This is a genomic window from Streptomyces sp. KMM 9044 (genome assembly GCF_024701375.2).
In the GTDB taxonomy this organism is placed as follows: Bacteria; Actinomycetota; Actinomycetes; order Streptomycetales; family Streptomycetaceae; genus Streptomyces.
Genome location: NZ_CP113910.1, coordinates 6,755,001 through 6,781,732 on the forward strand (window position 1 = coordinate 6,755,001; position 26,732 = coordinate 6,781,732).

At 72.8% G+C, this 26,732-nt stretch carries 17 protein-coding genes and 4 pseudogenes; 6 read left to right on the forward strand and 15 right to left on the reverse strand.

The genetic code is table 11. The features are described 5' to 3' along the window. Positions 1-93 precede the first annotated feature (93 nt). From HUV60_RS30180 to HUV60_RS30190, 3 genes are all read left to right on the forward strand, one after another. Positions 94-720: a YigZ family protein gene (locus tag HUV60_RS30180; protein WP_257851290.1), complete on the forward strand. Its 627-nt coding sequence runs from the start codon at positions 94-96 to the stop codon at positions 718-720. 144 nt (positions 721-864) lie between these two features. Next, entirely contained in the window at positions 865-2,028 is a 1,164-nt protein-coding gene (locus HUV60_RS30185) for an exonuclease SbcCD subunit D (RefSeq protein ID WP_257851289.1), read from the forward strand. Beyond that, positions 2,025-5,018, forward strand: a complete 2,994-nt coding sequence (locus HUV60_RS30190; RefSeq protein WP_257851288.1) for an AAA family ATPase — start codon at positions 2,025-2,027, stop codon at positions 5,016-5,018. Before HUV60_RS30185 ends, HUV60_RS30190 begins: the two co-directional genes overlap by 4 nt. Before the next feature lie 182 nt (positions 5,019-5,200). On the opposite strand, the gene HUV60_RS30195 is transcribed toward HUV60_RS30190, so the two are convergent. Together HUV60_RS30195 and HUV60_RS30200 are read right to left on the reverse strand one after the other, a co-directional pair. Then, positions 5,201-6,889, reverse strand: coding sequence for a DUF885 domain-containing protein (locus HUV60_RS30195; protein ID WP_257851287.1), 1,689 nt, complete (start codon positions 6,887-6,889; stop codon positions 5,201-5,203). 32 nt (positions 6,890-6,921) lie between these two features. Further along, the gene (locus tag HUV60_RS30200) at positions 6,922-7,413 is read right to left on the reverse strand and encodes an Lrp/AsnC family transcriptional regulator (RefSeq protein WP_257851286.1); all 492 of its coding nucleotides are present in this window, start codon (positions 7,411-7,413) and stop codon (positions 6,922-6,924) included. Positions 7,414-7,443: 30 nt separating this feature from the next. Between HUV60_RS30200 and HUV60_RS30205 the strand changes: the two genes are divergently transcribed. Then, positions 7,444-8,616 carry a trans-sulfuration enzyme family protein gene (locus HUV60_RS30205; RefSeq protein ID WP_443047452.1) on the forward strand — a complete coding sequence of 391 codons (1,173 nt, stop codon included), beginning with the start codon at positions 7,444-7,446 and terminating at the stop codon, positions 8,614-8,616. 175 nt (positions 8,617-8,791) lie between these two features. Here HUV60_RS30205 and HUV60_RS30210 read toward each other — a convergent pair whose 3' ends face one another. From HUV60_RS30210 to HUV60_RS30220, 3 genes are all read right to left on the reverse strand, one after another. Next, the gene (locus HUV60_RS30210) at positions 8,792-10,150 is read right to left on the reverse strand and encodes a GNAT family N-acetyltransferase (RefSeq protein ID WP_257851285.1); all 1,359 of its coding nucleotides are present in this window, start codon (positions 10,148-10,150) and stop codon (positions 8,792-8,794) included. Between the two features lie 124 nt (positions 10,151-10,274). Continuing rightward, positions 10,275-11,858, reverse strand: a complete 1,584-nt coding sequence (locus tag HUV60_RS30215; protein WP_257851284.1) for an alkaline phosphatase D family protein — start codon at positions 11,856-11,858, stop codon at positions 10,275-10,277. 147 nt (positions 11,859-12,005) lie between these two features. Further along, entirely contained in the window at positions 12,006-12,836 is an 831-nt protein-coding gene (locus HUV60_RS30220) for an alpha/beta fold hydrolase (protein ID WP_257851283.1), read from the reverse strand. A gap of 318 nt (positions 12,837-13,154) precedes the next feature. On the opposite strand from HUV60_RS30220, the pseudogene HUV60_RS30225 reads away from it, so the two are divergent. Continuing rightward, positions 13,155-13,586 (forward strand): annotated as a pseudogene (locus HUV60_RS30225) (sigma factor); the annotation flags it as partial. 244 nt (positions 13,587-13,830) lie between these two features. Continuing rightward, positions 13,831-14,592 (forward strand): GntR family transcriptional regulator, encoded by a 762-nt coding sequence (locus tag HUV60_RS30230; protein ID WP_257851282.1) that lies wholly within the window; start codon positions 13,831-13,833, stop codon positions 14,590-14,592. A gap of 158 nt (positions 14,593-14,750) precedes the next feature. Here the strand turns inward: HUV60_RS30230 and HUV60_RS30235 are convergent, their stop codons facing one another. The 10 genes and pseudogenes from HUV60_RS30235 to HUV60_RS30280 form a co-directional block, all read right to left on the reverse strand. Beyond that, positions 14,751-15,908: an ROK family transcriptional regulator gene (locus tag HUV60_RS30235; RefSeq protein WP_257851281.1), complete on the reverse strand. Its 1,158-nt coding sequence runs from the start codon at positions 15,906-15,908 to the stop codon at positions 14,751-14,753. A gap of 244 nt (positions 15,909-16,152) precedes the next feature. Then, positions 16,153-17,449 (reverse strand): annotated as a pseudogene (locus HUV60_RS30240) (IS256 family transposase). Positions 17,450-17,480: 31 nt separating this feature from the next. After that, complete coding sequence (locus HUV60_RS30245; RefSeq protein ID WP_257851280.1) at positions 17,481-17,705, reverse strand: hypothetical protein; 225 nt, start codon at positions 17,703-17,705, stop codon at positions 17,481-17,483. 336 nt (positions 17,706-18,041) lie between these two features. Beyond that, positions 18,042-18,500: pseudogene (mug, locus tag HUV60_RS30250) on the reverse strand (G/U mismatch-specific DNA glycosylase). Between the two features lie 44 nt (positions 18,501-18,544). Next, positions 18,545-19,987 carry an adenylosuccinate lyase gene (purB, locus tag HUV60_RS30255; RefSeq protein WP_257851279.1) on the reverse strand — a complete coding sequence of 481 codons (1,443 nt, stop codon included), beginning with the start codon at positions 19,985-19,987 and terminating at the stop codon, positions 18,545-18,547. Positions 19,988-20,072: 85 nt separating this feature from the next. Further along, positions 20,073-20,849, reverse strand: a complete 777-nt coding sequence (locus HUV60_RS30260; protein ID WP_257851278.1) for an SGNH/GDSL hydrolase family protein — start codon at positions 20,847-20,849, stop codon at positions 20,073-20,075. 78 nt (positions 20,850-20,927) lie between these two features. Then, on the reverse strand, positions 20,928-21,941 hold the full coding sequence (locus HUV60_RS30265; RefSeq protein WP_257851277.1) for a hemolysin family protein: 1,014 nt from the start codon (positions 21,939-21,941) through the stop codon (positions 20,928-20,930). A gap of 85 nt (positions 21,942-22,026) precedes the next feature. Next, positions 22,027-23,349, reverse strand: a pseudogene (locus tag HUV60_RS30270) (hemolysin family protein); the annotation flags it as partial. A gap of 208 nt (positions 23,350-23,557) precedes the next feature. Continuing rightward, the gene (locus HUV60_RS30275; RefSeq protein ID WP_257848266.1) at positions 23,558-24,004 is read right to left on the reverse strand and encodes a GNAT family N-acetyltransferase; all 447 of its coding nucleotides are present in this window, start codon (positions 24,002-24,004) and stop codon (positions 23,558-23,560) included. Positions 24,005-24,160: 156 nt separating this feature from the next. Beyond that, positions 24,161-26,728, reverse strand: a complete 2,568-nt coding sequence (locus HUV60_RS30280) for an ABC transporter permease (RefSeq protein WP_257848265.1) — start codon at positions 26,726-26,728, stop codon at positions 24,161-24,163. Positions 26,729-26,732 lie beyond the last annotated feature (4 nt).

The window sequence follows — 26,732 nt, forward strand, 5'->3', positions numbered from 1 at the left end:
TCAGCCCCGCCTGTACCGGTCCGCCCCCGCCCGCCCGTCCCGCGCCTGCCGCCCGTGACGTCCCGCCCGGACGGCTGCGCATAGGGTGGCCGGATGCAGGACGAGTACCGCACCGTCACCCGCGCCGGTGTGCACGAGACCGAGATCAACCGCTCCCGCTTCCTGTGCGCGCTCGCCCCGGCGGCCACCGAGCGGGAGGCGCAGGAGTTCGTCGCCGCCGTCCGCAAGGAGCACTCCGACGCCACCCACAACTGCTGGGCCTACGTCATCGGCGCGGACGCCTCCGTCCAGAAAGCGAGCGACGACGGCGAACCCGGCGGCACCGCGGGCGTCCCCATGCTCCAGATGCTGCTGCGCCGCGACATGCGGTACGTCGTCGCCGTCGTCACCCGCTACTACGGCGGGGTCAAACTCGGCGCGGGCGGGCTCATCCGCGCCTACGGCGGGGCTGTCGGCGAGGCGCTGGACAGTGTCGGCACGCTCACCCGGCGCCGGTTCCGGCTGGCCGCGGTGACCGTCGACCACCAGCGGGCCGGCAAGGTCCAGAACGACCTGCGCTCCACGGGACGCGAGGTGCGGGACGTGCGCTACGGCGAGGAGGTCACGATCGAGATCGCCCTCCCGGACGCCGATGTGGACGCCTTCCGGTCCTGGCTCGCGGACGCGACCGCCGGGACCGCCCGCTTCGAACCAGGCGGTGAGACGTACGGCGACGTGTGACGACCGCAACCGCGCGCCCCGTCGGCTCATGACGCCGCAGTGGGTGCTCTGCCCGTACAACGGGCTCAAGCGGCCCCGGTCGTGACGGGGCGATACGGGAGTTTCCGGCTGTGATGTCGGACCCGGCCGTTACTCTCGGGGATCATGAGACTGCTGCACACTTCCGACTGGCACCTCGGCCGGTCGTTCCACCGGGTCGGCATGCTCGGTGCCCAGGCCGAGTTCATCGGCCACCTGGTCGCGACCGTGCGTGAGCACGCCGTCGACGCGGTGGTCGTGTCGGGAGACGTGTACGACCGGGCCGTGCCGCCGCTCGCCGCGGTGGAGCTGTTCGACGACGCCCTGCACCGCCTCGCCGACCTGGGCGTGCCGACGGTGATGATCTCCGGCAACCACGACTCGGCCCGCCGCCTCGGCGTCGGTGCCGGACTCATCGGGCGCGCGGGTATCCATCTGCGGACCGACTCCTCGGCGAGCGCTACCCCCGTGATGCTGTCCGACACCCACGGGGAGGTCGCTTTCTACGGAGTGCCCTATCTGGAACCGGCGCTCGTCAAGGACGAGTTCGGGCTGGAGAAGGCGGGGCACGAGACGGTGCTCGCCGCCGCCATGGACCGGATCCGCGCCGACCTCGCCGCCCGCCCGCACGTCACCCGTTCGGTCGTCCTCGCGCACGCCTTCGTCACCGGCGGGGCACCGAGCGACAGTGAGCGGGACATCACCGTGGGCGGGGTCGCCGCAGTACCCGCCGGAGTGTTCGACGGCGTCGACTACGTGGCGCTCGGGCACCTGCACGGCTGCCAGACCCTCACCGAGCGCGTGCGCTACTCCGGCTCCCCGCTTCCGTACTCCTTCTCCGAGGCGGACCACCGCAAGAGCATGTGGCTCGTCGACCTGGCCGCCGACGGCGGTCTCACCGCCGAGCGGGTCGACTGCCCGGTGCCGCGCGCCCTCGCCCGGATCCGCGGCACCCTGGAGGAACTGCTCGCCGACCCCGGGCTCGAACCGCACACCGAGGCGTGGGTCGAGGCCACCCTCACCGACCCGGTCCGCCCGGCCGACCCGATGGCCAGGCTCGGCGAACGCTTCCCGCACGTCCTCAGCCTCGTCTTCGAACCCGACCGCGCGCCCGACGACCCGGCGGTCTCCTACGCCCGACGCCTCGCCGGCCGTGACGACCAGCAGATCGCGGAGGACTTCGTCGCCCATGTGCGCGGCACCGGCCCCGACGAGCGGGAGAGGGCCGTCCTGCGGGACGCCGTCGACGCCGCCCGCGCCGACCAGGCCGTACGGGAGGCGGCGCGGTGAGGCTGCACCGGCTCGACATCACCGCCTTCGGGCCCTTCGGCGGCTCGCTCACCGTCGATTTCGACGAGCTGTCCGCCGCGGGCCTCTTCCTGCTGCACGGCCCCACCGGCGCCGGCAAGACCTCGATACTCGACGCCGTCTGCTACGCGCTGTACGGCTCCGTCCCCGGGGCCCGGCAGAGCGGACAGGGCATGACCCTGCGCAGCGACCACGCCGCCCCCGCCACCCGCACCGAGGTCACGCTCGACCTCACCGTTGTCGGACGCCGGCTCGAAGTCACCCGGCAACCGCCCTGGCAGCGCCCGAAGAAGCGCGGCACCGGCACCACCCTCGACAAGGCGCAGACCTGGCTGCGCGAGTACGACCCGGCGGCCCGGTCCTGGAAGGACCTCAGCCGCTCCCACCAGGAGATCGGCGAGGAGATCGCCCAGCTCCTCGGCATGAGCCGGGAGCAGTTCTGCCAGGTCGTCCTCCTGCCCCAGGGCGACTTCGCGCGGTTCCTGCGCGCCGACGCCGAGGCCCGCGGCAAGCTTCTCGGCCGGCTCTTCGACACCCGCCGCTTCGCCGATGTGGAAAAGCACCTCGCCGAGCGCCGCCGCGCCACCGAGTCCCAGGTACGGGACGGCGACGCGGACCTGCTCGCCGAAGCGCACCGGATGCAGCAGGCAGCGGGCGAGGCCATGCCCCTCGACGACCTCGCGCCGGGCGAACCGGGACTGGCCGAGAGCGTGCTGACCGCGGCCGCCGTCGCCCGCAGCACCGCCCGCGAACAGCTCGCCGTCGCCCGCTGCCGGCTCACCGCGGCCGAATCCGCCCAGGCCACCGCCGACCGGTCACTGGACGGCGTACGCGAACGGGACCGGCTGCAGCGGCGGTTCGCCGAGGCACGGGAGAGCGCGGCTCGGCTGGCGGAGGGGGACGGAGCCCGGCAGGAGGCGCAGACCCGCCTGGACCGCTCCCGCAAAGCCGAGGCGGTCGCCCCCGCCCTGGAACTGCGGGAGTCCGCCGACGCCGAACACCGGGACGAGGCCGCCGTCGAGGCGCGCACGCGTGCCCTGCTCCCCGTGGCCCACCAGGAGGCGGGCGCGGCCGGACTCGCCGCCGCCGCACGCCGGGCCGCCGAGGAACTGGGTGGCCTCGAGTCGGCCCGCCGCGCCGAGCGACGGCTCGCCGAACTCCTCGACGAGCGGGCCGGCCTGGACCGCCAGGAGCGCGCCGACGACGAGGCGCTGGACGAGTCGGACGCCTGGCTCACCGGCTGGGCAGAGACCCGGGCCGGGCTTCAGGCCCGCATCGAGTCCGCGCAGGAGGCCGCGACCAGGGCCGGCGAACTCGCGGTGCAGCGCGACCCCGCGCACAGGCGGCTCAACGCCGCACGGCTGCGGGACCAGCTGGCCGGGGACACCGACCGCGCCGCCGAGCAGGCCCGAAAGGCCCGGGAGCAGGCACTCGCGGCCAAGCAGCACTGGCTCGACCTCAAGGAACAGCGGCTGGCCGGCATCGCCGCCGAACTCGCCGCGGGCCTTACCGACGGCGCGCCCTGCGCGGTCTGCGGGGCCACCGAGCACCCCGCCCCCGCCCGCAAGGACGCCGGTCATGTCGACCGCGAGGCGGAGGAGCGCGCCCTCACCGCCCACCAGAGCGCGGAGGAACGCCGAGCCGACGACGAACGGCGCCTCGGCGTCGTCCGCGAGGCGCTGGCCGCTGCCGGAGCGGAGGCGGGGGACACACCGACCGGCCGACTCGTCCACGAGGTGGAGGAACTGGAGGCGCAGTACGCGCGTGCGCGGGACGCGGCCTCCGTACTGCACTCCGCGCAGGAACGGCTGCGGCAGGCGGAGCACGAGCACGAGCGGCGGGTCACCGCACAGCGTGAGGCGGCGGTCCGGACGGCTGCGCGGGTGGGCGTTCGCGAGCGCCTGGACCGGGAACAGGCAGCGCTGGAGGAGGAGTTGACCACGACGCGGGGTGCCGCGGACAGCGTGGCCGTGCGTGCCGCCCAACTGGAGCGCACCGCGGCACGGTTCACCGAGGCCGCCGAGGCCGCCCGGCTCGCCGACGGCGCCGCGCAGCGGCTCAAGCACGCCGATGCCAGGCTCGCGGACGCCGCCTTCCGGGCAGGGTTCGACACCCCGCGGGCGGCGGCCGAGGCACTCCTCGACCCCGCCGACCACCGAGCGCTGCAGCACCGCCTGGAGGTCCGGCAGCAGCAGGAGGCCGCCGTCCGCGCGGTGCTCGCCGAGCCCGAAACCGCGGCTGCCGCCCAGCAGCCCCCCGCAGACCTCGCCGCCGCGCAGCGCGCCGCCGAGGCCGCGGGCCGCAGGGTGCGCGAGGCGGCCTCCGCCCGCGACGCCGCCGCCCGTCGCTGCGTCGAACTCGACCGGCTCTCCGCGCGGGCCACCGCCTCGGCGCGGCGGCTGGCACCGCTGCGCGAGGAGCATGACCGGGCGGCCCGCATGGCGGGCCTCACCGCGGGCACCTCCGCGGACAACGAACGCAGGATGCGCCTGGAGTCCTACGTCCTGGCCGCCCGCCTGGAACAGGTGGCCGCCGCGGCGACCGCACGGCTGCGCCGCATGTCGTCCGGCCGCTACACCCTGGTGCACTCCGACGACCGCACCGGCCGCGGCCGCAGCGGCCTCGGCCTGCACGTCGTGGACGCGTGGACCGGCCGGGAGCGGGACACCGCGACCCTCTCGGGCGGCGAGACCTTCTTCGCCTCGCTCGCCCTCGCGCTCGGTCTCGCCGACGTCGTCACCGACGAGGCCGGCGGGGTCCGGCTGGACACCCTCTTCATCGACGAGGGCTTCGGCAGCCTCGACGACCAGACCCTCGACGAGGTGCTGGACGTCCTGGACTCCCTGCGGGAGCGCGACCGCAGCGTGGGCATCGTCAGCCACGTCGCCGACCTGCGCCGGCGCATCCACGCCCAACTCGCTGTGGTGAAGGGCCGCTCGGGCTCGACGGTACGGACGCACGGAGTGGGCTGACCCAGGCCCCGGCCGCTGCGGGGCGGGGGCGGGGCCGCGATGTCGGCGTGCGCCGGAACCTGTGCCTCGCCGTCACTGCCGACCATGCCCCACTTCCACCCCCACCCCGCACCCGAAGCACTCCGCCGTGCCCCCTGCCCCCACGCGGCCGGACCACGCTGGTCACCGGGGCGCCGGCGGGCTCACAGGGCCGACAGTTCGTCCACCAGGTCGTCCAGGCCCAGCGAACCCTGGGACAGTGCCGCCATGTGCCACGCCTTGAGGTCGAAGGCGTCGCCGTGCCGTTTACGGGCGTTCTCCCGGCCCAGCAGCCAGGCCCGCTCGCCGAGCTTGTAGCCGATGGCCTGGCCGGGGATCGTCAGATAGCGGGTCAGCTCGCTCTCCACGAAGTCCGCCGGACGGCTGCTGTGCGCCCCGAAGAACTCCTCGGCCAGTTCCGGCGTCCAGCGCTCGCCCGGGTGGAACGGCGAGTCCGCGGGAATCTCCAGCTCCAGGTGCATGCCGATGTCGACGACGACCCGGGCGGCCCGCATCATCTGCGCGTCCAGGTAACCGAGCCGCTCCTCCGCGTCCGTGAGGAAACCGAGTTCGTCCATCAGCCGCTCCGCGTACAGCGCCCAGCCCTCCGCGTTGGCACTGACCATGCCGACGGAGGCCTGGTACCGGGACAGGTCCTCGGCGACGTGCGCCCACTGCGCCAGTTGGAGGTGATGGCCGGGCACGCCCTCGTGGTACCAGGTCGACACCAGGTCGTAGACGGGGAAGCGGGTCAGCCCCATGGCCGGCAGCCAGGTACGGCCCGGCCGGGAGAAGTCCTCCGACGGGGGCGTGTAGTACGGTGCCGCCGCGCTGCCCGGCGGGGCGATCCTCGACTCCACCTTCCGCACCCGCTCGGCGAGTTCGAAGTGGGTGCCGTCGAGCGAGTCGATCGCCTTGTCCATCAGGCCCTGCAGCCACTCACGAACCTGGTCGACCCCCTCGATGTGCCGGCCGTGCTCGTCGAGGTGCGCCAGCGCCACCCACGGCGTCCCGGCACCCGGCAGGACCTTCTCGGCCTCCTTCTTCATCTCACCGAGCAGCCGGTGGTACTCGGCCCAGCCGTAGGCGTACGCCTCGTCCAGATCGAGGTCGGTGCCGTTGTAGTAGCGGGACCAGCGGGCGTAACGCTCCCGGCCGACGGTGTTCGGCGCGTCCCCGACCGTCGGCGCGTACACGTCGCGCATCCAGTCCCGCAGCTCCACCACGGCCGCGGTGGCCGCCCCGGCCGCCGCGTCCAGCTCCGCGCGCAGGGCGTTTGGACCGTCCGCGGCGAAGTCCTCGAACCAGCCGCGGCCCTCGCCGGTGTCCGACCACTCGGTGAGCTGCCCGACGAACGTGGCGGTCGGCCGCGGGGCCGCGTACAGCTTGCGTTCCAGTCCGAGCGCGAGGGACTCCCGGTAGCCCGCCAGCGCGGTCGGCACGGCGCGCAGCCGCTCGGCGACCGCGGCCCAGTCCTCCTCGGTCCGCGTCGGCGTCACGGTGAACACCTCACGCACCGAGTGGGCGACCGTGCCCAGGTTGCCGACCGAACGCAGGCCCTCGTCGGCCTCGTGCACGGCGATCTCCGCGGTGAGCCGCTCCCGCAGCAGCCGGGCGCAGCGGCGCTCGATGCCGCTGTCCGCGCCGGGCCTGGTCTCGGCCTCGGCGAGCCGGGCGAGCGTGGCCCGCTGGAGCTCCGCGAGCGCCGCCTGGCCCGCGGGGGAGAGATCGGGCAGGCGGCTGGAACTCTCCTGCACGCCGAGGTACGTACCGGTGACCGGGTCGAGGGTGATGAGGTCGCCGACGTAGGCGTCGGCGATCTCGCGGGGCAGCGGGTTGTTGGTCTCAGACATGACGACCATCCTGGTACGCGGCCTGCCGGACGTCACCCGGATTGAGCCGAGGGCGAAGACGGCAGCAGGGGACCACAGTCCCACTGCTGGAAGATCAGCCGCGTCTCCACGCGTGCCACCTCCCGCCGCGACGTGAACTCGTCCAGCACCAGTCGCTGCAGATCCGTCATGTCCGCGACCGCGACATGGATCAGGTAGTCGTCCGGCCCGGTCAGGTGGAAGAAGGTCAATGACTCCGGCAGCGCCCGGATCCGCTCCACGAACGGCCCCACCAGCTCCCGCCGGTGCGGCCTGACCTGCACCGACAGTAGCGCCTGGAGCCCTCGCCCCAGCTTGGCCGGGTCCAGCTTCAGCCGATGCCCGAGGATCACGCCCGAGCGCCGCAGCCGGGTCACCCGGTCCAGACAGGTCGACGGCGCGACCCCCACCTGCGCGGCGAGGTCCCGGTACGTCGTCCGGGCGTCGTTCTGCAACAGCCGCAGCAGATGAAGATCCACCGGATCCAGTACGACAGACTCGGTCATCGGCCGAACGTAACACGGAGATCGGCTCCCATGACCCGTCTGGTGTTCACCCTTCGGGGTATGGACGTACGCATGGGCACGCGCAGCACCACGAGAGCACTCGCCACCGAGGCCGTGCACGCCGGCCGGGACGACCTCGCCCGGCAGGGGCTGCACGCCCCGCCGATCGACCTGTCCACCACCTACCCCGCCCACGACAGCCGTGGTGAGGCCGCCCGGATCGACGCCTTCGCCGCCACCGGCGCGGAACCGGACGGCCCGCCCGTCTACGGGCGGCTCGGCAACCCGACCGTCGCCCGCTTCGAGACAGCCCTCGCCCGCCTGGAGGGCACCGAGGCCGCCGTCGCGTTCGCCAGCGGCATGGCCGCGCTCAGCGCCGTCCTGCTGGTGCGCGGCTCCATGGGCCTGCGCCACGTCGTCGCCGTGCGCCCCCTGTACGGATGCAGCGACCACTTGCTGACCGCAGGGCTGCTCGGCTCCGAGGTGACCTGGACCGACCCGGCCGGGGTCGCCGACGCGCTGCGACCCGACACCGGTCTGGTGCTGGTGGAGTCACCGGCCAATCCGACTCTGACGGAGGTGGATCTGCGGGCACTCGCCCGGGACTGCGGCTCCGTGCCGCTGCTCGTCGACAACACCTTCGCCACTCCCGTCCTCCAGCGTCCGGCCGGAGACGGGGCGCGGCTGGTGCTGCACAGCGCCACCAAGTACCTCGGCGGGCACGGAGACGTCCTGGCCGGGGTGGTGGCCTGCGACGAGGAGTCCGCGGGGCGGCTGCGCCAGATACGGTTCGCCACCGGTGGGGTGCTGCATCCACTGGCCGGCTACCTGCTGCTGCGGGGCCTGTCGACGTTGCCGGTACGGGTCCGGGCCGCCTCCGCCAACGCCGCCGAACTCGCCGGCCGGCTCACCGCAGACCCGCGCGTGGCCCGCGTGCACTACCCGCGCATCGGCGGTGCGATGGTCTCCTTCGAGGTGCACGGGGACCCGCACGCGGTGATCGGCGGCGTACGGCTGATCACCCCGGCGGTCAGCCTCGGCAGCGTGGACTCCCTCATCCAGCACCCGGCGTCCATCAGCCACCGCATCGTCGACGCCGACGACCGCAGGGCCGCGGGAGTCGGAGACCGGCTGCTGCGGCTCTCCGTCGGCCTGGAGGACGTCGACGACCTGTGGGCCGACCTGGACGGGGCGCTCGGCTGAGGCATCGCGCACGCACGCGGTACGACGACGGAGCGGCCCGGCGGAATCCGCCGGGCCGCTCCGTCCGCATGTCCGGTGCGCTCGGGGTGCGCCTGCGGACCGTGCGCCGGGCCCGAGCCTCAGGCCCGGGTCCCAGGCCCGTGTGCCCGGTCGGCGCGTTCCCCGGCGCGGTGGCCTACGACCGGCGGCCGATCCTGGAACCGCCGTGATCCTGCGCGCGGTGCTCCTCCTGCGCGCGGCGGGCAGGCCGCCGGTCCAGGCGGGCTGTGATGACCAGGGTGCCCTCCTCGATCTGGTAGTCGAGGGGGAGCTCCAGGCCGCGCATCGCGGCGACCATGCCGGTGTTGGACGCCTGCGTCACCGCGTAGACGTGGGCGCAGCCCGCTTCGCCGGCCATCTCCACCAACCGGGCGAGCAGCTTGCCGCCGATGCCCCGGCGCTGCCAGGCGTCCTCGATGAGCAGGGCCACCTCGGTCTCGTCGCCGTCCCACAGCAGATGGCCGAGGCCGACGATCTGCCCCGAGGCGGTCCGTACTGCGAGCGTGCGGCCGAAGCGCGGGCTCAGCAGGTGGTTCAGGTAGCGGTCCACGTCGCCGACCGGCCCGTGGTAGCGCAGGCGCAGCGTCTCGGGCGAGCACCGCTCGTGCATCGCCCGGCCCGCCTCCAGGTCGCCGGTGTCCGCCCGGCGCACGGTGATGTCGCTGCCCTCGGGCAGCGTGAGGACGTCCTGGCCGCGCGGGACCCGGGGGCCGAGCCGGGCGTCCAGCTCCACCAGGGCCCTGGCCCGCGCGAACTCGGTGGGCGTGAAGGGCAGATACGGCCGCTCCACGGTGATCACGCCGCCCTCGGGGGCGCGCAGCCGCATCACGGTGTCCTCCAGGGTCCCCTCGACCGGCACACCCTCCGGCGCCCGCCGGCCGGCACCCGGCGAGGCGGGCAGCGAACGGATCGTGCACCGACCCAGCAACTGTCTCAATGCCAGTGGGAGTTCCGCGGCGTCCAGTGCCGTACGCGCGGCGAGGGCCAGCATCCGGGTCGGGGCGTCCACCAGGTCGTGGGCGTCGGCCCGCTCGATCCAGGTGTCGGTGCCCCCGGCGCTCGCCACCGCCGTCGTGAGGCCGGTGCCGGGCAGGTCGGCGGGCGCCCGCAGCAGGAACTCGTCGACCGTGGCCCGGCCCAGCGGGTGAGTCTGCAGGCTCAGGATGTCGACCCTCTCCCCGGCCAGCGCCGTGCACAGTGCGGCCAGTGCGCCCGGTTCGTCCCGCACCGTCGTCCGCATCCGCCACAGCGTGCTCCGGGCCGGGGCGCTGGGCACGGCCCCGTCGGCGGACGACAGGGCCGACCGCCCGTCCTGCTGCTCGGAGGCCGGGAGCCGGTCGCCGTCGGTATCGGATGCGGGGGGCGCGTGACCGTGGCGGCGTGCCCGCCAACTGTGGAACGCCGCCGTGAACCGTGAGGTCGGCTCGCCTCTCGTCCGGCCCTGAGGGGGACGGCCGTGCCGGTCTCGCGCCACATCTGACATGTCTCGACTCATGCAACCACTGTGAAGGAAGTGTGTTTCGTGATCACTAACGCGTCATGGCTGGCGAGTAAAGAGTTTTTGTGGTAGCTATAATTTCTTTGTCGGCTTTCCGGCTGGCTGGCTGCCCGCCGTCCGGCTACTGACCGACCAGACCCGGCTGCAACCGCTTCGTGTACAGCACGGTGCCGTCCTGCTCCCGCATCCGTACGGTCAGCTCTCCGCTGCCGCCGTCGATGTCGACCTCGCCGAAGAACTGGTAACCGCCGGCGGGCGAGACGTTCGCCACGGCCGGCGCCTTCACGAACACCCGCTCCGGACCGAAGGTGCCGTCGAGCGCGCTCGCAGGGAAGGCGCCCGCGTTCAACGGCCCGGAGACGAACTCCCAGAACGGCTCGAAATCCCCGAACGCGGCCCGCGCGGGCTGGTAGTGCTGGGCCGAGGTGTGGTGCACGTCGGCCGTCAGCCACACCGTGCCGGTGATCCGCCGGTGCTTGATGAACCGCAGCAGCTCGGCGATCTGCAGCTCGCGCCCCAGCGGTGCCCCCGGGTCGCCCTGGGCCACCGCCTCGACGTGCTGGGCGCCCTCGCTCGTGTCGGACACGATCAGGCCGATCGGCATGTCCGCGGCGATCACCTTCCACACCGCCCGCGACCGCGCCAGCCCCCGCTTGAGCCACTCCAACTGCTCCCGCCCGAGGATCCCCTGCGGGTCCACGGTCTGGTCACCGGGGGAGTTGGCGTTGCGGTACGTCCGCATGTCCAGCACGAACACGTCGAGCAGCGGCCCCTGCCGCAGCACCCGGTGGACCCGGCCCTCGCGCGCGCCCGGCCGCAGCGTGGACACCGGGAAGTACTCGCTGAAGGCATGCCGCGCCCGTGCCGCCAGTACGTCGACACTCTTCTCCGTGTACCGGCCGTCCGTGTCCGTGATCAGCTGGCCCGGGTACCAGTTGTTGCGCACCTCGTGGTCGTCCCACTGCACGATGGACGGGACCTGGGCGTTGAACCGGCGGAAGTGCTCGTCCAGCAGGTTGTAACGGAAGGTGCCGCGGAACTCGGCCAGGGTCTCGGCGACCTCGGACTTCTCCTCCGTGGTGATGTTCCGCCAGACACTGCCGTCCGGCAGTGCGGCGGTCGCCGGGATCGGCCCGTCGGCGTAGATGGTGTCGCCGCTGAACAGGAAGAAGTCGGGGTCGGTCCGGGCCATCGCCTCGAAGATCCGGTAGCCGCCGAACCCGGGGTTGATGCCCCAGCCCTGCCCCGCCAGGTCGCCCGACCACACGAACCGCACGCCCTCGCGTCGCGCGGACACGGTCCGGAACGTACCGGTGACCGGCTCGCCACAACGGCGCGGGTCGTCCGGGTCGGAGAGCCGCACCCGGTAGTGGATCTGCTCACCCGCCGGCAGCCCGTGCAGCCGGGTCGTCCCGGTGAAGTCCGTGCCGGGGCCGAGCAGCGGGCCGTGCAGGCGGCGCGGGCGGCGGAACGACTCGGTCGCCGATGTCTCGACGATCATCCGGGCCGGGCGGTCGGAGCGCACCCACACCAGCCCGGAGTCGCGCGTCACGTCGCCCGTCTGCACACCCCACTTCGCCTCGGGGCGCCCGGACCGGGCGAAGGCGGGCGCCGACCCGACGGCGGCGGGCAGGGCCAGGGCCGCCGAGGCCGCGAGCGAGCCGCGCAGGACGGCGCGACGACCGGGGAGCGAGCGGGGTGACATGAATGCGCCTCCAGGGGGGCGGGAGATCCGGCCGGTGTGCGCTGCCACAAGTACTCGGGCGGCACGGCCCGCACGCAAATCCCAAGTGAACAACTCCCCGCGGAGCCGGGGTGTCGGCACGCCGTCAGCGCCGCGTACCGTCCCCGTTCAGCGGCTGCCGTCGAGCAGGACGCGGGCGACCAGGGCGGGGTCGTCGTTCATCGGGACATGGCCGCAGCCGGGCAGCCGGACCAGCCGCGCTCCAGGGATCGTCTGTTTGGCCCGGACCCCCTGGCGCGGGAGGAGCAGCCGGTCACGGGCGCCCCAGGCGACCGTGACCGGGATGCCGGGCACGTCGTCGGTGAACCGTACGCCGGTGCCCGCCCGGAGCGTCTCGGTGAAGCCGGTGGCCCCGGCGAGCGCGCAGGTCTCGGCGACCACCGCTTCGGGGGAGCGGCGGCCCGGACGGGCGTAGACGGTGCTGGTCAGCGCCGCGCGCCCGGCCGCCGAGCGGGCGAGCCGCTCGACCAGGGGCAGCGGCATGCGCTCCGCGATCCGCCGCATGCCGATCAGCACGCCGAAGGCGTACCGGCGCTCCGCCGGGGTCCAGAACCCGGCCGGGGACAGTGCGGTGACGGACCGTACGCGCTTCTCACGGCCGAGCTCCAGGGCCAGCAGACCGCCGAGCGAGTTGCCCGCGACATGGGGCCGGTCGAGTCCCAGCTTCCCGCACAGGGCGACGAGGGCGGCGTTCATGGTGGGCAGGCCGTGGGTGAGGCCACCCGGCAGCGCCGGGGAGGCGCCGAAACCGGGCAGGTCCACGGCGATCACCTCGCGCTCGGTGGCGAGAACGTCCACGACCGGGTCCCAGGCCTGGCGGTGATGACCTATGCCGTGCAGCAGGAGCAGCGGTTCGCCGCGGCCCACACGCGCGTAGGACAGGGTCACGGTCTGCGGGCCGTGCGCAGAGGCGACCCCGAAGGAGACGGTCGCGGACATGAAGGTGCTCCTCGTCTGGGACTCGCGGTGGGACGCCGCCCGATGCCGTGGACAGCTTGTCAGCAATCACTACCGACGGGTAGCCCCCGGCGCCCGCTCCCGGACTCCCGCTCCGCGCGGCGTCCGAATCCGCCTGGACACCGCCGCACGGGTCGGCTGGGATGCAGGGGTGAGCGCCGACAGCGCCGACAGCACCAACTCTGTTGCTCAATTGCGGAGAGTGACGCCGGGCTGTCGACGGGGCGCAGGGAACGGGTCTCGCGAGGAGGCGGTCCGGCCCCGGCCCCTCTCGGATGCGGTGCGCGACCATCCCCCGAATTGAGCAGCAGAGTCGACACCGTGACCAAAGCCTTCGAAGAGCACCGCCCCGTCCTTCTGGGGGTCGCCTATCGCATGCTCGGCCGGGTGACCGGCGCCGAGGACGTCGTCCAGGAGGCGTGGCGGCGCTGGGCGGGCGGCGACCGGTCCGAGGTGCGCGAGCCGCGTGCCCACCTGGTGCGCGTCGCCACCCGCCTCGCCCTCGACCGGCTGCGTCAGATCAAGGCGCGGGGCAAGACGTACATCGGCCCGTGGCTGCCCGAGCCGTACGTCACCGACTTCGGTGACACCGCTTTCGACACCGCCGAGCGGGTGGTGCTCGCCGACTCGGTCTCCCTCGCCGCCCTCGTCGTCGTGGAGTCGCTGTCCCCGCTGGAGTGCGCGGTGTTCGTCCTGCGGGAGGCGTTCGGGTACCCCTACTCCGACATCGCCGAGGGGCGGGTCCAGACGGTCTACATCATCCGCAACCCCGACAAGCTGCGCGCGCTGGAGGCCGCCGAGTAGGGGCCGGCCACCCGCGCACGGGACCCGCGCCGTCCGGCCGTGGGTCCCGTCGTCATGTCCGATTGGTATTGACCAAGGGTGAGGGTCACCATATGGTCGCAGAGAAGTGAAACAACCTTTAATAAACAAGGGCGTTAAAACGCCACCGGACCCGGCGATCGCGGAGGACAGGGTGGGGACCACGCAGTTGGAACCGGTGCCGGAACCGAAGTACTGGCATCTCAGGACCGTGCTCAGCGAGGCCCTCGACTCGGAGTTCGCGGTGGGCGAGATCCTGCCCAACGAGCGCGATCTGGCCGCTCGCTTCGGCGTCGCCCGTGCCACGCTCCGTCAGGCACTGGAGCAGCTGGAGCTGGAAGGCAGGCTGCAGCGCCGCCGGGGCGTGGGCACCACCGTCGCTCCGCCGCGCATGGGTGTGTCCCTCGGCACGGCGCAGCACGCCTGGCCGGGCGGGTCCGACGACGCCTGGCGGGCCGCGGACTGCACGCTCGAAGCACCGCCCGCGGCTGTCGCCGACACCCTGGTGACAGGCCGTGACGAGGCCGTGCACACCGTGCGGCGGTCCCGGGTCTCACAGGGGCAGCCCGTTGCCGCCGAGCTTCTGTACATCCCCGCCTCCTCGGTGCCCGACCTCTCCGCCATCGACGCCCCATCGGGGGCGGCCCGCGCGCGTGCGGTGCTGCGCGAACTGCAGCACCTGGAACTGGAGCGGCACGAGAACGCGGTGGAACTCGGCTCCGCACGCGCGAACGACGCCAAGGAACTGGACCGCCTGCCGGGCGCGCCCGTCCTCGTCGTCACCACCCGCTTCATCGCACGGGGCCGCGTCGCCGCGCTCTCCGTGGCCACCTACCGCGCGGACACCTGCCGGCTGACCTTCGGCGACTTCGGAGGTGTGGAGATCCACCACGGCCCCGAGCGCCGCGCCTCCTGAGCTTCGGCGTCTTCGGGCGCCGACGGCGGGTCACGGGACGTGTGCTGCCGGCGGGGCGAGCGCCGAGGGCCGGGGGCGAGGGCCGGCGACGGGGCACACCGGCCCCGACGGTGCCAGGCCCGCCCGGGACGCGTGGCGCCACGTGGGCGGTGCGCCGCCTACCGGCGGGCCGTCACCGTGCCCTCCACCGCGAAGAGTTGCTCCTCCACATGGTCCAGGGCGAGACGCACCGCGCCCGTCGCCACCGCCGCCTCCCCGAGGCGGGACAGGGCGACTCTCGGCGGACGCAGGCAGTAGCGGGCCAGCTCGCGTCGCAACGGTTCCAGTACGCCGTCCAGTCCGGCCGCCCAGCCGCCGATCACGACGAGTTCCGGGTCCAGGGCCAGCACCAGCGCGGCCACGTCGTGGACCAGCCGCTGGATGAAGCGGTCCATGGCCGCGAGAGCCCGTTTGTCGCCCTCGCGGGCCTGGGCGAAGACCTCGGCCACCGCTTGTTCGTCGAGCGGATGTAACGGCTCGTCCGTGGTCGACAGCAGCTTCTCGGGGGTCGCCTCGCGGCCCAGCAGATGCAGCGCGCCGATCTCACCGGCCGCCCCGCCGTACCCCCGGTGCAGCCGCCCCCCGATCAGTGAACCGGCGCCCGGACTCAGTCCCGCCAGCACGAACACCACGTCGTCGGTCCCGGTGGCGACGCCCTTCCAATGCTCGGCCACGACTGCCGCGTTGGCGTCGTTCTCGACCAGCACCGGACAGTTGAAGGACCGGCTCAGCCGCTCGCCCAGATCCAGCCCCGTCCACCCGGGCAGCGCCGTGCCCAGCCGTACGGTGCCGTCCGCCTCGACGATCCCGGGCGTCCCCACACCCACGGCCCGCAGCGAGTCGCGCGGTACGCCGGCCCGGCGCAGCAGCTCGGCGACGGCGGCGCGCAGCCGTTCCAGCCGCTCGTCGGCACCGGCGCTCTCCCCGACGTCCTTGGAGTGGGCGCCGATCATCCGGCCGTCCAGGTCGGCCAGCAGCGCCGCCACCCGGTGCGGCCCGATCTCCAGGCCCAGCAGATGGCCGGCCTCCGCCCGGAACCGGAACCTCCGCGCCGGCCGCCCCTGGCGCCGCGCCGCCCCCTCCTCCGTTGCCTTCTCCACGACGAGGCCCGCCTCGATCAGCCCCTCGACAACGCCCTCGACGGTGGGCCGCGACAGCCCCGTCACCCTGGTGACCTCGGTCAGCGTCGCGCAGTCCGTGGCCCGCAGTGCGTGCAGCACCACCGCGGAGTTGATCCTCCGCAGCAGCGAGGGATCCCCGCCGGTCAGCCGACTCACCGTCCGTCCTCCCAGCTCGTGCGCGTGTGGGGCGGATCGTACTCGGCGCGGTGGGCCCCGGTGACCACCGGGCACGACCACCTCCGGCCCACGACCGGAGCCCGCCGCAGCCCGCCCGGCCGTTCACACGCCCCGTCCCGGACAATCCGTCCCACGCAGGTCGGCTCCGACGCGCCCGCCTCACCCGGACGCCGTCCGTGGGCGGGGGTGTGTCAATTTAACGGCTGGTCTTGGTTGTTGAGGTTCAGTTGTTGGCCGGGGTGAGCCGGCCCTCGAAAGCGGTCTGGAAGGCGTTGAGTGGCGCCTTCCAGCGCATGGTCCACCGCTTGCGGCCCTTGCCGCCCGGGTCCAGGCTCATCAGCGCCGTGTAGACGCACTTGAGGGCCGCGGCCCCGTCGGGGAAGGGGAAGTGGCCGCGGGCGCGGACGGCCTTGCGGATGCGGGCGTTGACGGACTCGATCGCGTTCGTCGAGCAGATCACCCTCGCGGATCTCGACGTCGAAGGAGAGGAAGGGGACGAACTCGGCCCAGGCGTTCTCCCAGAGCCGGATGACCGCCGGATACTTCTTGCCCCAGGCTTCCTGGAACTCGCTGAACCGCCCGGTCGCGGCGGCCTCGCTCGGGGCCGTGTGGACGGGCTTGAGCGCCCTGGCCATCCTGTCCCGGTCCTGACGGGCCGCATGCCGGAAGCTGTTCCTCAGCAGGTGAACGACGCAAGTCCGGACAACCGCTCGAGGCCGGAGTGTCTCCACGGCCTCGGGCAGGCCCTTCAGCCCGTCGCAGACCAGCATCAGGACGTCGTCAACACCCCTGTCCTCGAGGTCCGTGAACACGCTCAGCCAGCACTTCGCGCCCTCGCCTCCGTCACCGGCCCAGATCCCCAGGATGCCCCGGTGCCCCTCGGCCGTGACCACCATCACAACGTAGATCGGACGGTTCGCCACCTGCCCGTCCCGGATCCTCACGTCGATCGCGTCCACGAACAGCACCGGACAGACGCGGTCCGGCGGCCGGTTGGACCATTCCGCCATCCCGTCCACCACCTTGCCCGTGATCGTGGAAACCGTGGCCTTGGACACGCTCGCGCCGTAGACCTCGGCCAGGTGCGCGGAGATCTCACCGCGCGTCAGCCCCTTCACGGACAAAGACAACACCGTCCCGCCCACGCCGGACAGGCACCGCTGCCGCTTCTTGACGATGGCCGGCCCGAACGCCCCCGCCACATCCCGGGAAACCTCCACCCCGACCGGACCGACATCGGTCGGCACCGTCTTCACCCGGGCCCCGCTGCGGGAGTTGCCGCCGCCCCGGCCCCCGGCGTCGTGCTTCTCGTGGCCGAGGCGATCGGTGATCCCGCCCTCCCCCAGAGCGGACTCCAGGACCCGCTCGGTCAACTGCTGGAGCAGCCCGCCCTCCCCAGCCGACTGCAGCCCCTCGCTGCGGGCCCGGTCCACGAGCATCGCAACCAACTGCTCATCACTCGCCGGCACGGCCACCACCGGCTCGCTGCCCGGTATCCGCTCGATGGTGATGTCGCCCATCTGGCGTCTCCTCGATCATCGGATCCGCCGTTCATTGAACACTCCCGGTACCGGCGTAGAACTTCAGGACATCTTCGGGGATCTCGACGATCGCTTCGCCCTCGGGGACCGGGCCGAGGTCGGCGAGTGTCTGAGGGTCGGTCACGACCCCCCCTTGGGCGATGTAGGTCTTACGGTCGGTGCGGTCGGTCGCGAAGAGCGTCGGCGACTGGCCCACCTGCGATTCCGGGTCCTTGCCGAGGAACTGAGCGCGCATGGCTCTCCTTGCTCGAATGGACGAGAAACTTTCTCGGTGCCATCGCGCCGACCTTCCCGAGGGGTGGTCAAGGGGGCGACGAGTGCACGCCCAACCGTCAGCCAGGGGTGAGGCTAGCTCCGCGTAGATCATCCCTGGGACGTCAGGGGGGAAGCGGGGTGATCGACCGCTGCACTGCTGCAAGATCATCTGTTTGGATCGGTCGCACTTCCCTGCGGCCTTGCAGGCTGCGCCTGACGCTCGGGGTCGGCGTGGCGTGGGCCCTGAGCTGCACAAACGCCCCTGTCGAAAGATCGACTAGGAGTGTCCGGCCCGGATGTCGGGCGGCGAAGTGGATCATGGTCGAGGGGTAGTTGTAACCGCATTGAGACCGCTCGGGTTCGGCAGGACCCACCCACGCGTGTCGCCGATCGTCCGTGCCTGCGGCCCCACCTTCGCCCCGCGGTCGTCGAACGCGACCCGGTATGCGGTGACCTCCAGGACGGCCAGCCACCGCGGACGGAGCCGAGCCACCTTCAGGGCGAGCAGCCGCTTTCCCTCCCGGTACTCCCCGACGCTCACCTCGTCGGCCCGCGCGGTCGCCCGCGTCACGACATTGGTGATGCCGAGCCCGTACGACAGCAGCTCCTCCTGCTCGGACGGCGCCGGCAGCCTCGGCGTGAAGCCGGAGCGGTGCAGGGCCGGTCAGAAGCGGTTGCCGGGGCGGGCGAAGTCGTGGCCCGTCGCGGCCGTCATCAGGCCCGGGTTGATGCCGCAGAACAGCACGTGCAGGCCGTCCGCGGCCACGTCCGGCACCAGCCGGTCGCGGGCGGCCCGCAACTCCTCCGGGGTGAAGCGCGTCAGAGGATCGCCCCCGGGGTGTACCCGGCGGCCTCCGGGTGCCGCTTGACGATCTCGTCGATACGGCCCACGACTGCGGCGACCTGGGCGCTCGCGGCACCCGTGAAGGACAGCTTGTCCGCCATCAGCGCGTCCAGCGCGGGCCGGTCGAGCGGGATCCGCTCGTCGGCCGCGAGCTTGTCGAGCAGGTCGTTGCGCTCGGCGCCCTGCTCCCGCATCGCGAGGGCCGTGGCGACGGCGTTCTCCTTGATCGCCTCGTGCGCGGCCTCACGGCCGACACCCGCGCGCACCGCACCCATCAGCACCTTGGTGGTGGCCAGGAACGGCAGGTAGCGGTCCAGTTCCCGGGCGACGACCGCCGGGAACGCACCGAACTCGTCGAGCACCGTCAGGAACGTCTCCAGCAGTCCGTCGAGCGCGAAGAACGCGTCGGGAAGCGCCACCCGGCGCACCACCGAGCAGGACACGTCGCCCTCGTTCCACTGGTCGCCCGCCAGTTCCCCGGTCATCGATGCGTAACCGCGCAGGATCACCATCAGGCCGTTGACGCGTTCGCAGGAACGGGTGTTCATCTTGTGCGGCATCGCCGACGAGCCGACCTGGCCCGGCTTGAAGCCCTCGGTGACCAGCTCGTGCCCGGCCATCAGCCGGACCGTCTTCGCCAGCGACGAGGGTGCCGCCGCCAGTTGCACCAGCGCGGTCACCACCTCGTAGTCCAGCGACCGCGGGTAGACCTGGCCGACCGAGATGAACGCCTCGGCGAAGCCCAGGTGCCCGGCGACCCGCCGCTCCAGCTCCGCGAGCCGGTCCGCGTCGCCGCCCAGCAGGTCCAGCATGTCCTGCGCCGTACCGACCGGGCCCTTGATGCCCCGCAGCGGATAGCGGCCCAGCAGCTCCTCCAGCCGGCCGTACGCGACGAGCAGTTCGTCGGCGGCGGTGGCGAAACGCTTGCCGAGGGTGGTGGCCTGGGCCGCCACGTTGTGCGAGCGGCCGGCCATGACCAGCTCGCCGTACTCACCGGCCAGCTTGCCGAGCCGGGCCAGCACCGCCACCGTACGGCCGCGCATCAGCTCCAGCGACAGCCGGACCTGCAGCTGCTCCACGTTCTCGGTGAGGTCGCGGGAGGTCATTCCCTTGTGCACGTGCTCATGCCCGGCGAGGTCGTTGAACTCCTCGATCCGCGCCTTCACATCGTGTCGGGTGACCCTCTCGCGCTCCGCGACAGAGGCCAGGTCGACCTGGTCGAGGACCCGCTCGTAGTCGGCGATCGCCGACTCCGGCACCTCGACGCCGAGGTCCTTCTGCGCCCGCAGCACGGCGAGCCAGAGCTGCCGCTCGAGCCTCACCTTCTGCTCGGGGGACCAGAGCGTGGCGAGTTCGGCGGAGGCGTAACGTCCGGCGAGGACGTTCGGGATACGGGGCTTGGCGGGCTCAGCAGTCACGTGCACGGAGTTTACTGGTGATTCGTGCAGGCCGGTGTCACGGGGTGATCTGGAGGAAGCTACGGGGCGAGGCGGCGGCCCGCCGTCACCGCAGGTCGTACGGCAGCAGCTCGGGGCGCTTCGGCGGGAGGCCGTCGCCCGAGGAACGGCCGGTGAGGCGGCGGCCGATCCACGGCAGCAGGTACCGCCGGGCGAACCGGGCGTCCGCGGCCCGCCGCTCCGTCCAGCCGGGCGGCAGCGAGGCCGGCGGAGGCAGCTGCCACTCGGGATCCTCGGGCGGGTAGCCCAGGGCCTGCCACACGGCTTCCGCGACCCTGCGGTGCCCGTCTCCGGTCAGATGCAGCCGGTCCACGTCCCACAGTCGCTGATCGCCGAGCGAGGGCACCCCGTACAGGTCGACGACCAGCGCGCCGTGCCGCCGGGCCAGCTCGTCGACACAGGTGAACAGCGCCTCCATGCGCGGCCGGAACCGCTCCTGCACGGGGCCCTGGCGGGCCGGGCTGCGCATCAGCACCAACTGCTTGCAGTGCGGGGCCAGCCGCTCCACCGCCTCGGTCAGCAGATCCCGCACCATGACCATGTCGCACTTGGGCCGCAGTGTGTCGTTCAGTCCGCCGACCAGGGTGACCACGTCGGCCCGCATGGCTGCCGCCGCGTCCACCTGCTCACCGACGATCTGCCGGATCAGCTTGCCGCGCACCGCGAGATTGGCGTACCGGAAGCCGGGCGCGACGGCCGCCATCCGCGCGGCGAGGAGGTCGGCCCACCCCCGGTACGTGCCGTCGGGCAGCAGGTCCGACATGCCCTCGGTGAAGGAGTCGCCGACCGCGACCAGGCTGGTGTGCGTGGGGTTCGTCTGCATGGCGCCAGAGATGATATCCCGTGCACATACCCGCCGGTCGGTCGGCTCCCTCCCTGCTCGGAGCCGTCCGGGCCCCGCTCAGGCACGCTGGCCGAACAACTCCTGCAGCACGTCCTCCATCGTCACCAGGCCCGCCAGCCGTCCGTCCGACCCGAGCACGGCCGCCAGATGCGTACGGCTGCCGCGCATCGCGGTGAGGACGTCGTCCATCGGCGTGCTCTCCCGCACCCGCGCGATGGAGCGCATGTCCCGCAGCAGGAACGGCATGTCGCGCGGTGAGGCGTCGAGGGCGTCCTTCACGTGCAGGTAGCCGACGATCCGCCGACCCTCGTCCACCACCGGGAAGCGGGAGTACCCGGACTCGGCCGAGAGCGCCTCCAACCCCTCGGGGGTGACGCCCACGCGTGCGTAGACCACGCTCTCCAGCGGCAGCACCACATCCCGTACCGGCCGGCGGCCGAGCTCCAGCACGTCGTTCAGACGCTCCTGCGCGCGGTCGTCGATCAGACCCGCCTCGCCGGAGTCCTTCACCATCTGCGCCAGTTCCGCGTCGGAGAAGGTCGCCACGACCTCGTCGCGCACCTCGACCCGCAGCAGCCGCAGCAGCGCGTTGGCGAAAGCGTTGATCGTGAAGATCACCGGGCGCAGCGCCCGGGACAGTGCCACCAGCGGCGGACCGAGCATCAGCGCGCTGCGCACGGGCTCCGCCAGTGCGATGTTCTTCGGCACCATCTCGCCCAGCAGCATGTGCAGATATGTCGCGAGCGACAGGGCGACCACGAAGGACACCGCGTGCCCCGCGCCGTCCGGCACGCCCATCGAGTGGAACGCCGGTTCCAGCAGATGCGCGATGGCGGGCTCCGCGACCACACCGAGGACCAGGGTGCACAGCGTGATGCCGAGTTGCGCGGCCGCCATCAGGGCGGATACGTGCTCGAGGCCCCACAGCACGTTCTTGGCGCGCCGGTCTCCCTGGTCGGCGTACGGCTCGATCTGGCTGCGGCGCACCGAGATCAGCGCGAACTCGGCACCCACGAAGAAGGCGTTGACGACCAGCGTAGCCAGACCGATCAGCAGCTGTACGGCGATCATCGCCGGACCCCCTTCTCACGCGTCGCGCCGTGTCGCTTGCCGTCCGTCCGGCCGTCCGGCCCGGTACCGGGCCGGACGGCCCCGCCTCCTGCGGGTGCGGGTCGGGGAGCGGGGCGTGCAGCAGTACGCGTGCCGCGCGACGGCCGGTCGCGTCCAGCACCTCCATCCGCCAGCCGACGACCTCCAGGGTGTCGCCGACGGCGGGGATCCGGCCCAGCTCGGTGGCCACGAGCCCGGCCAGGGTCTCGTACGGCCCGTCCGGCGCGCGCAGGCCGACCCGCGCGAGCTGGTCCACGCGCGCGGAGCCGTCGGCCGAGAACAGGTCGTGCCCGCCCTCGTCCGAACCCGTCCGGGCCAGGTCGGGGGTCTCGTGCGGATCATGTTCGTCGCGGACCTCGCCGACAACCTCCTCGACGATGTCCTCCAGCGTGGCCACGCCCGCCGTACCGCCGTACTCGTCGATCACCACGGCCATGGTGCGCCGGCCGGAGAGCCGGTCCAGCAGCCGGTCCACGGTGAGTGATTCCGGGACCAGGAGCGGTTCGCGCATCATTTCCGACACGGGAACCCGGGCCCGGCGCTCGGCGGGCACCGCCAGTACGTCCTTGACGTGCGCGGTGCCGACCACCGAGTCGAAGGTGCCGCGGTACACCGGGAACCGGGACAGCCCCGTCGCCCGGGTCGCGTTCGCCACGTCCTCGCAGGTCGCCTGGACCTCCAGCGCGACGACCTGGACACGTGGGGTCATCACGTTCTCCGCGGTGAGATCGGCGAGGTTCAGGGTGCGGACGAACAGCTCCGCGGTGTCGGCCTCCAGGGCGCCTTCCTTGGCGGAGTGCCGGGCCAGGGCCGCCAGTTCCTGGGGGCCGCGGGCGGAGGCCAGTTCCTCGGCGGGCTCCACACCGAAGCGGCGCACGATGCGGTTCGCCGTGTTGTTCAGGTGCGTGATGAAGGGGCGGAAAGCGGCACTGAACCAGCGCTGCGTGTTGCCCACGTTCTTCGCGACGGCCAGCGGCGACGAGATCGCCCAGTTCTTGGGCACGAGTTCGCCGACCACCATCAGGAAGACGGTCGACAGGGCCGTGCCGAGCACCAGCGCCAGGGAACTCGCCACCGACGCGGAGACGCCGACGGCCTCCAGGGGACCGGAGATCAGCACGGCGATCGACGGCTCGGCGAGCATGCCGACCACCAGATTGGTGACCGTGATGCCGAGTTGCGCCCCGGAGAGCTGGAAGGTCAGGTTCCGTACGGCCTTGAGGGCACCGGCGGCGCCCCGGTCACCGCGCTCCACGGCCCGCTCGAGGTCGGACCGCTCGACCGTGGTGAGGGAGAACTCGGCCGCGACGAACGCGCCGCACGCGAGGGAGAGCAGGATCGCCACCAGAAGAAGGAGCAGCTCGGTCATCGGGTCACCTCCGTCCCGCGGCCGGACGGGAAGCGAACGAGTGCACGGTGCGATGTGCGGCGACGTCGGGTACTGCGATGCCGCGTTCTACTGGGAGGCTCGCCCATGGACGGACGCACACAACCTTTCATGGAGGACCGAGTGACCCACCCAGAGTAAAGGACCGCCGAAGGTCACCGGCGAGGTCGTCCACCGCCCGCAGGCACGCTCAGAACCTGCCGTCCGGGGCGTTGCCCGGGAGCGGCTTGACCCAGCGACGCCAGTGTTCCCCGGGCACGTACCCGGCGGCGCCCCACGCGCGGTGCGCGGTCTCGTTGCGCCGCAGCACCATGGTGTCCGCGCGGCGGCCCCCGAGGCCGGCGAACCGCTCCTCGGCGGCGGCCAGCAGCGCGGAGGCGATGCCCTGTCTGCGGTGGTCCGGGTGCACCGCGAGCCGGTACAGATGGCAGCGCCAGCCGTCGAAGCCGGCGATCACGGTTGCGACCGGCTCCGCCCCCTTCTCGGCGAGGATCAGGGACTCGGGGTCGCAGGCGACCAGCCGCTCCATGCCCTCCCGGTCGTCGCTGATGCTCGTGCCCTCGGCCGCGGCCTTCCAGAAGGCCAGCACGGTGTCGAGATCCTCGGATGTCGCGGCCCGTATGCGCAGCTCGGTCATGCGCCGATCCCAGCACGCGGCCCGGCCCGCGACACGGAATTCCACGACCCGGACGCGCCGCACGTCCGCATGCCGGCCCCGCAGTCCACCAGCCCTGCACGCCACCGTCCACGCACGCCTCCGTCCCCACCCGCCCGGCGCGCCCGCACGCGCGGGTCACTCGTGCGCGATCGCCTCCAGGACGTTCATCCGCGACGCGCGCAGGGCCGGCAGCAGTGCCGCCGCGACGCCGGCCACCGCAGCACCGATGACGACGGCCACGATGGTGCTCCAGGGAATCGCGAGCGCGGTCATGCCCTGCAGCGCCAGCACCTGCTGTGCGCAGACGCCCCACACCAGCCCCAGTGCGAGACCCAGCACCGCGCCGAACACGGCGATCACCACCGACTCCAGCCGGATCATCCGCCGCAGTTGCCGGCGGCCCAGTCCGATGGCCCGCAGCAGCCCGATCTCCCGGGTGCGCTCCACCACCGACAGCGCCAGGGTATTGACCACGCCGAGCACGGCGATGACGATCGCCAGCCCCAGGAGGGCGTAGACGAGGTACAGCAGGACCGCGATCTGGTCGTGAACGAGGTCCTTGTAGTCGGCCTGGTCACGTGCCTGGACCTGTGGATACGGGCCGAGCGTCGTCGCCAGCCGGTCGCGGAGCTCATCCGCGCCCGTGTCGTCGGCGGCGTTCACGTACAGCGCTGAGTCCTGCCCGCCGGGCACGTACTTCTCGACCGTCGCGATGCCGAAGAACAGCCCGCCCTGGATGCCGAGGCCCTCGCCGCCCTCCATGTCGGTCAAGGCGCCCACGGTCAGCTCGGTGCGCCGCCCGCCAGGGAACTCGACCGGGATCACACTGCCCGTCCAGACGCCGTGGTCCGCGGCGAAGCCGGCGTCCATGGCGATGCCGCCGTCGGCCAGGGCAGCCGACGTGTCGCCGCTCGTGTACGTGACCCGGGCGACGTCGTCGACCCGCTCGTCGTACCCGGCGGCGGTCGTCTCGATCCGCTCCCCGTCCGGCAGCCGCACCGCCACCGGCGCGAACCGCTGCCGCACGACGACGCCCACCCCGTCCGTGTCCCGCACCCGGTCGGTGACCTCCTGGGGAAAGGGCAGGAAGTTGTCGTTCTGGATGACGAAGTCGGCGCCCAGCGTCCTGTCGATCTGCTCGTCGAAGGAGCGGGACATGGAGGCGCCGGCCACCGACATGCCGCCGACCAGGGCGAGCCCCACCATCAGCGCGGCGGCGGTGGCACCCGTACGGCGGGGATTGCGCAGGGCGTTGCGCTGGCTCATCCGGCCCACCGGCCCGTACAGGGCGGGGAAGGCCCCGCCCAGCACCCGGATCACCGGCCGCACCAGCAACGGACCGGCGACGACCATCGCGATCAGGGTGAGGACGACCCCGAGCCCCAGCAGGGACGCCGCCGGCACTGTTTCGGTGGAGACGGCACAGCCCACGAGGGCGGCTGCGCCGAGCACCCCGACCACGGAGCCCACCACCGCGCGGGTCCGCAGCGGCCTGCCCACCCCGGCGATCTCGGCATCGGCGAGGGCGGCCATGGGAGACACGCCCGCCGCGCGGCGGGCCGGCAGATACGCGGCCACGAAGGTGACCCCGACCCCGACCACGTACGCCGTGACGGGTGTGGCCCATCCGACGACCATCTCCGTGGTCTTCAGGTTCATGCCGAAGGCGCTCATCAGCCGGATCAGTCCGTAGGCGAGTGCGACGCCGGCCGCGAGGCCCAACGTCGAGCCGATCAGGCCGAGCAGCACCGCCTCGGTGAGCACCGAGCGGCGCACCTGACGCCGGTCGGCGCCGAGCGCCCGCAGCAGCCCGAGTTCGCGGGTGCGCTGCGCGATCAGCATCGAGAAGGTGTTGACGATCAGGAATATGCCGACGAGCACCGCGATCCCGGCGAAGCCGACCATCACGTACTTGATCACGTCGAGGAACCCGCCCAGCTCCTCGGCGGCCGTCGCGGCCTGTTCGTCGGCCGTCTCCACCTGGTAGGTGCCGGCGCCGAGCACCTCGGTGACCCGGCGCCCGAGTTCCTCGTCACTCACGCCCGGCGCTGCCTCGACCGCGATGCTCGTGGCCCGGTCCGCGGAGCCCAGCAACGCGGCGGCGGCGACCTCGGGATCGAGGAAGACGAGGGCCGTGCCGGGGTTCGTGGTGGTGAAGGTGGCGATTCCGACGATCTCGACGCGGAAGGTGCCCGGCTGCGCCTGCACCGACAGGGTGTCGCCGATCACCACGTCCTTGGCGTCGGCGGTGTCCGCGTCCAGTACGGCCTCCCCGGCACCGCGCGGGGCGCGGCCCGAGGCCAGCTCCACGACGCTGCGCTCGTGGGCGTACCAGTCCACCGCGAGGGTGGGCGCGCCGGTCGTCGGGCCCACCGGCTCGTTGTCGCTGTCGACGACCGTGATGTTCCCGGCCTCGACGTCCGGGCGGGCGGACTCGACCTCGTCGGTCCCGGCCAGCCGTTCGGCGAGGGAGGCGGGCACGGTCCGGACCTCGCCGGTGGGTACGGCCGCGTCCAGGTCGTCCGGGGGTGAGACCGTCACATCGGCGGAGGCGGAGGCGAAGAGCCGGTCGAAGGTACGGGAGACGGTGTCCGAGAAGATCAGGCTGCCCGCGACGAACGCCACGGACAGGACGACAGCCAGTGCGGACAGCAGCAGCCGTCCCCTGTGTGCGAGGAAGCTCCTGAGCGTCGCCTTCAGCACGGTC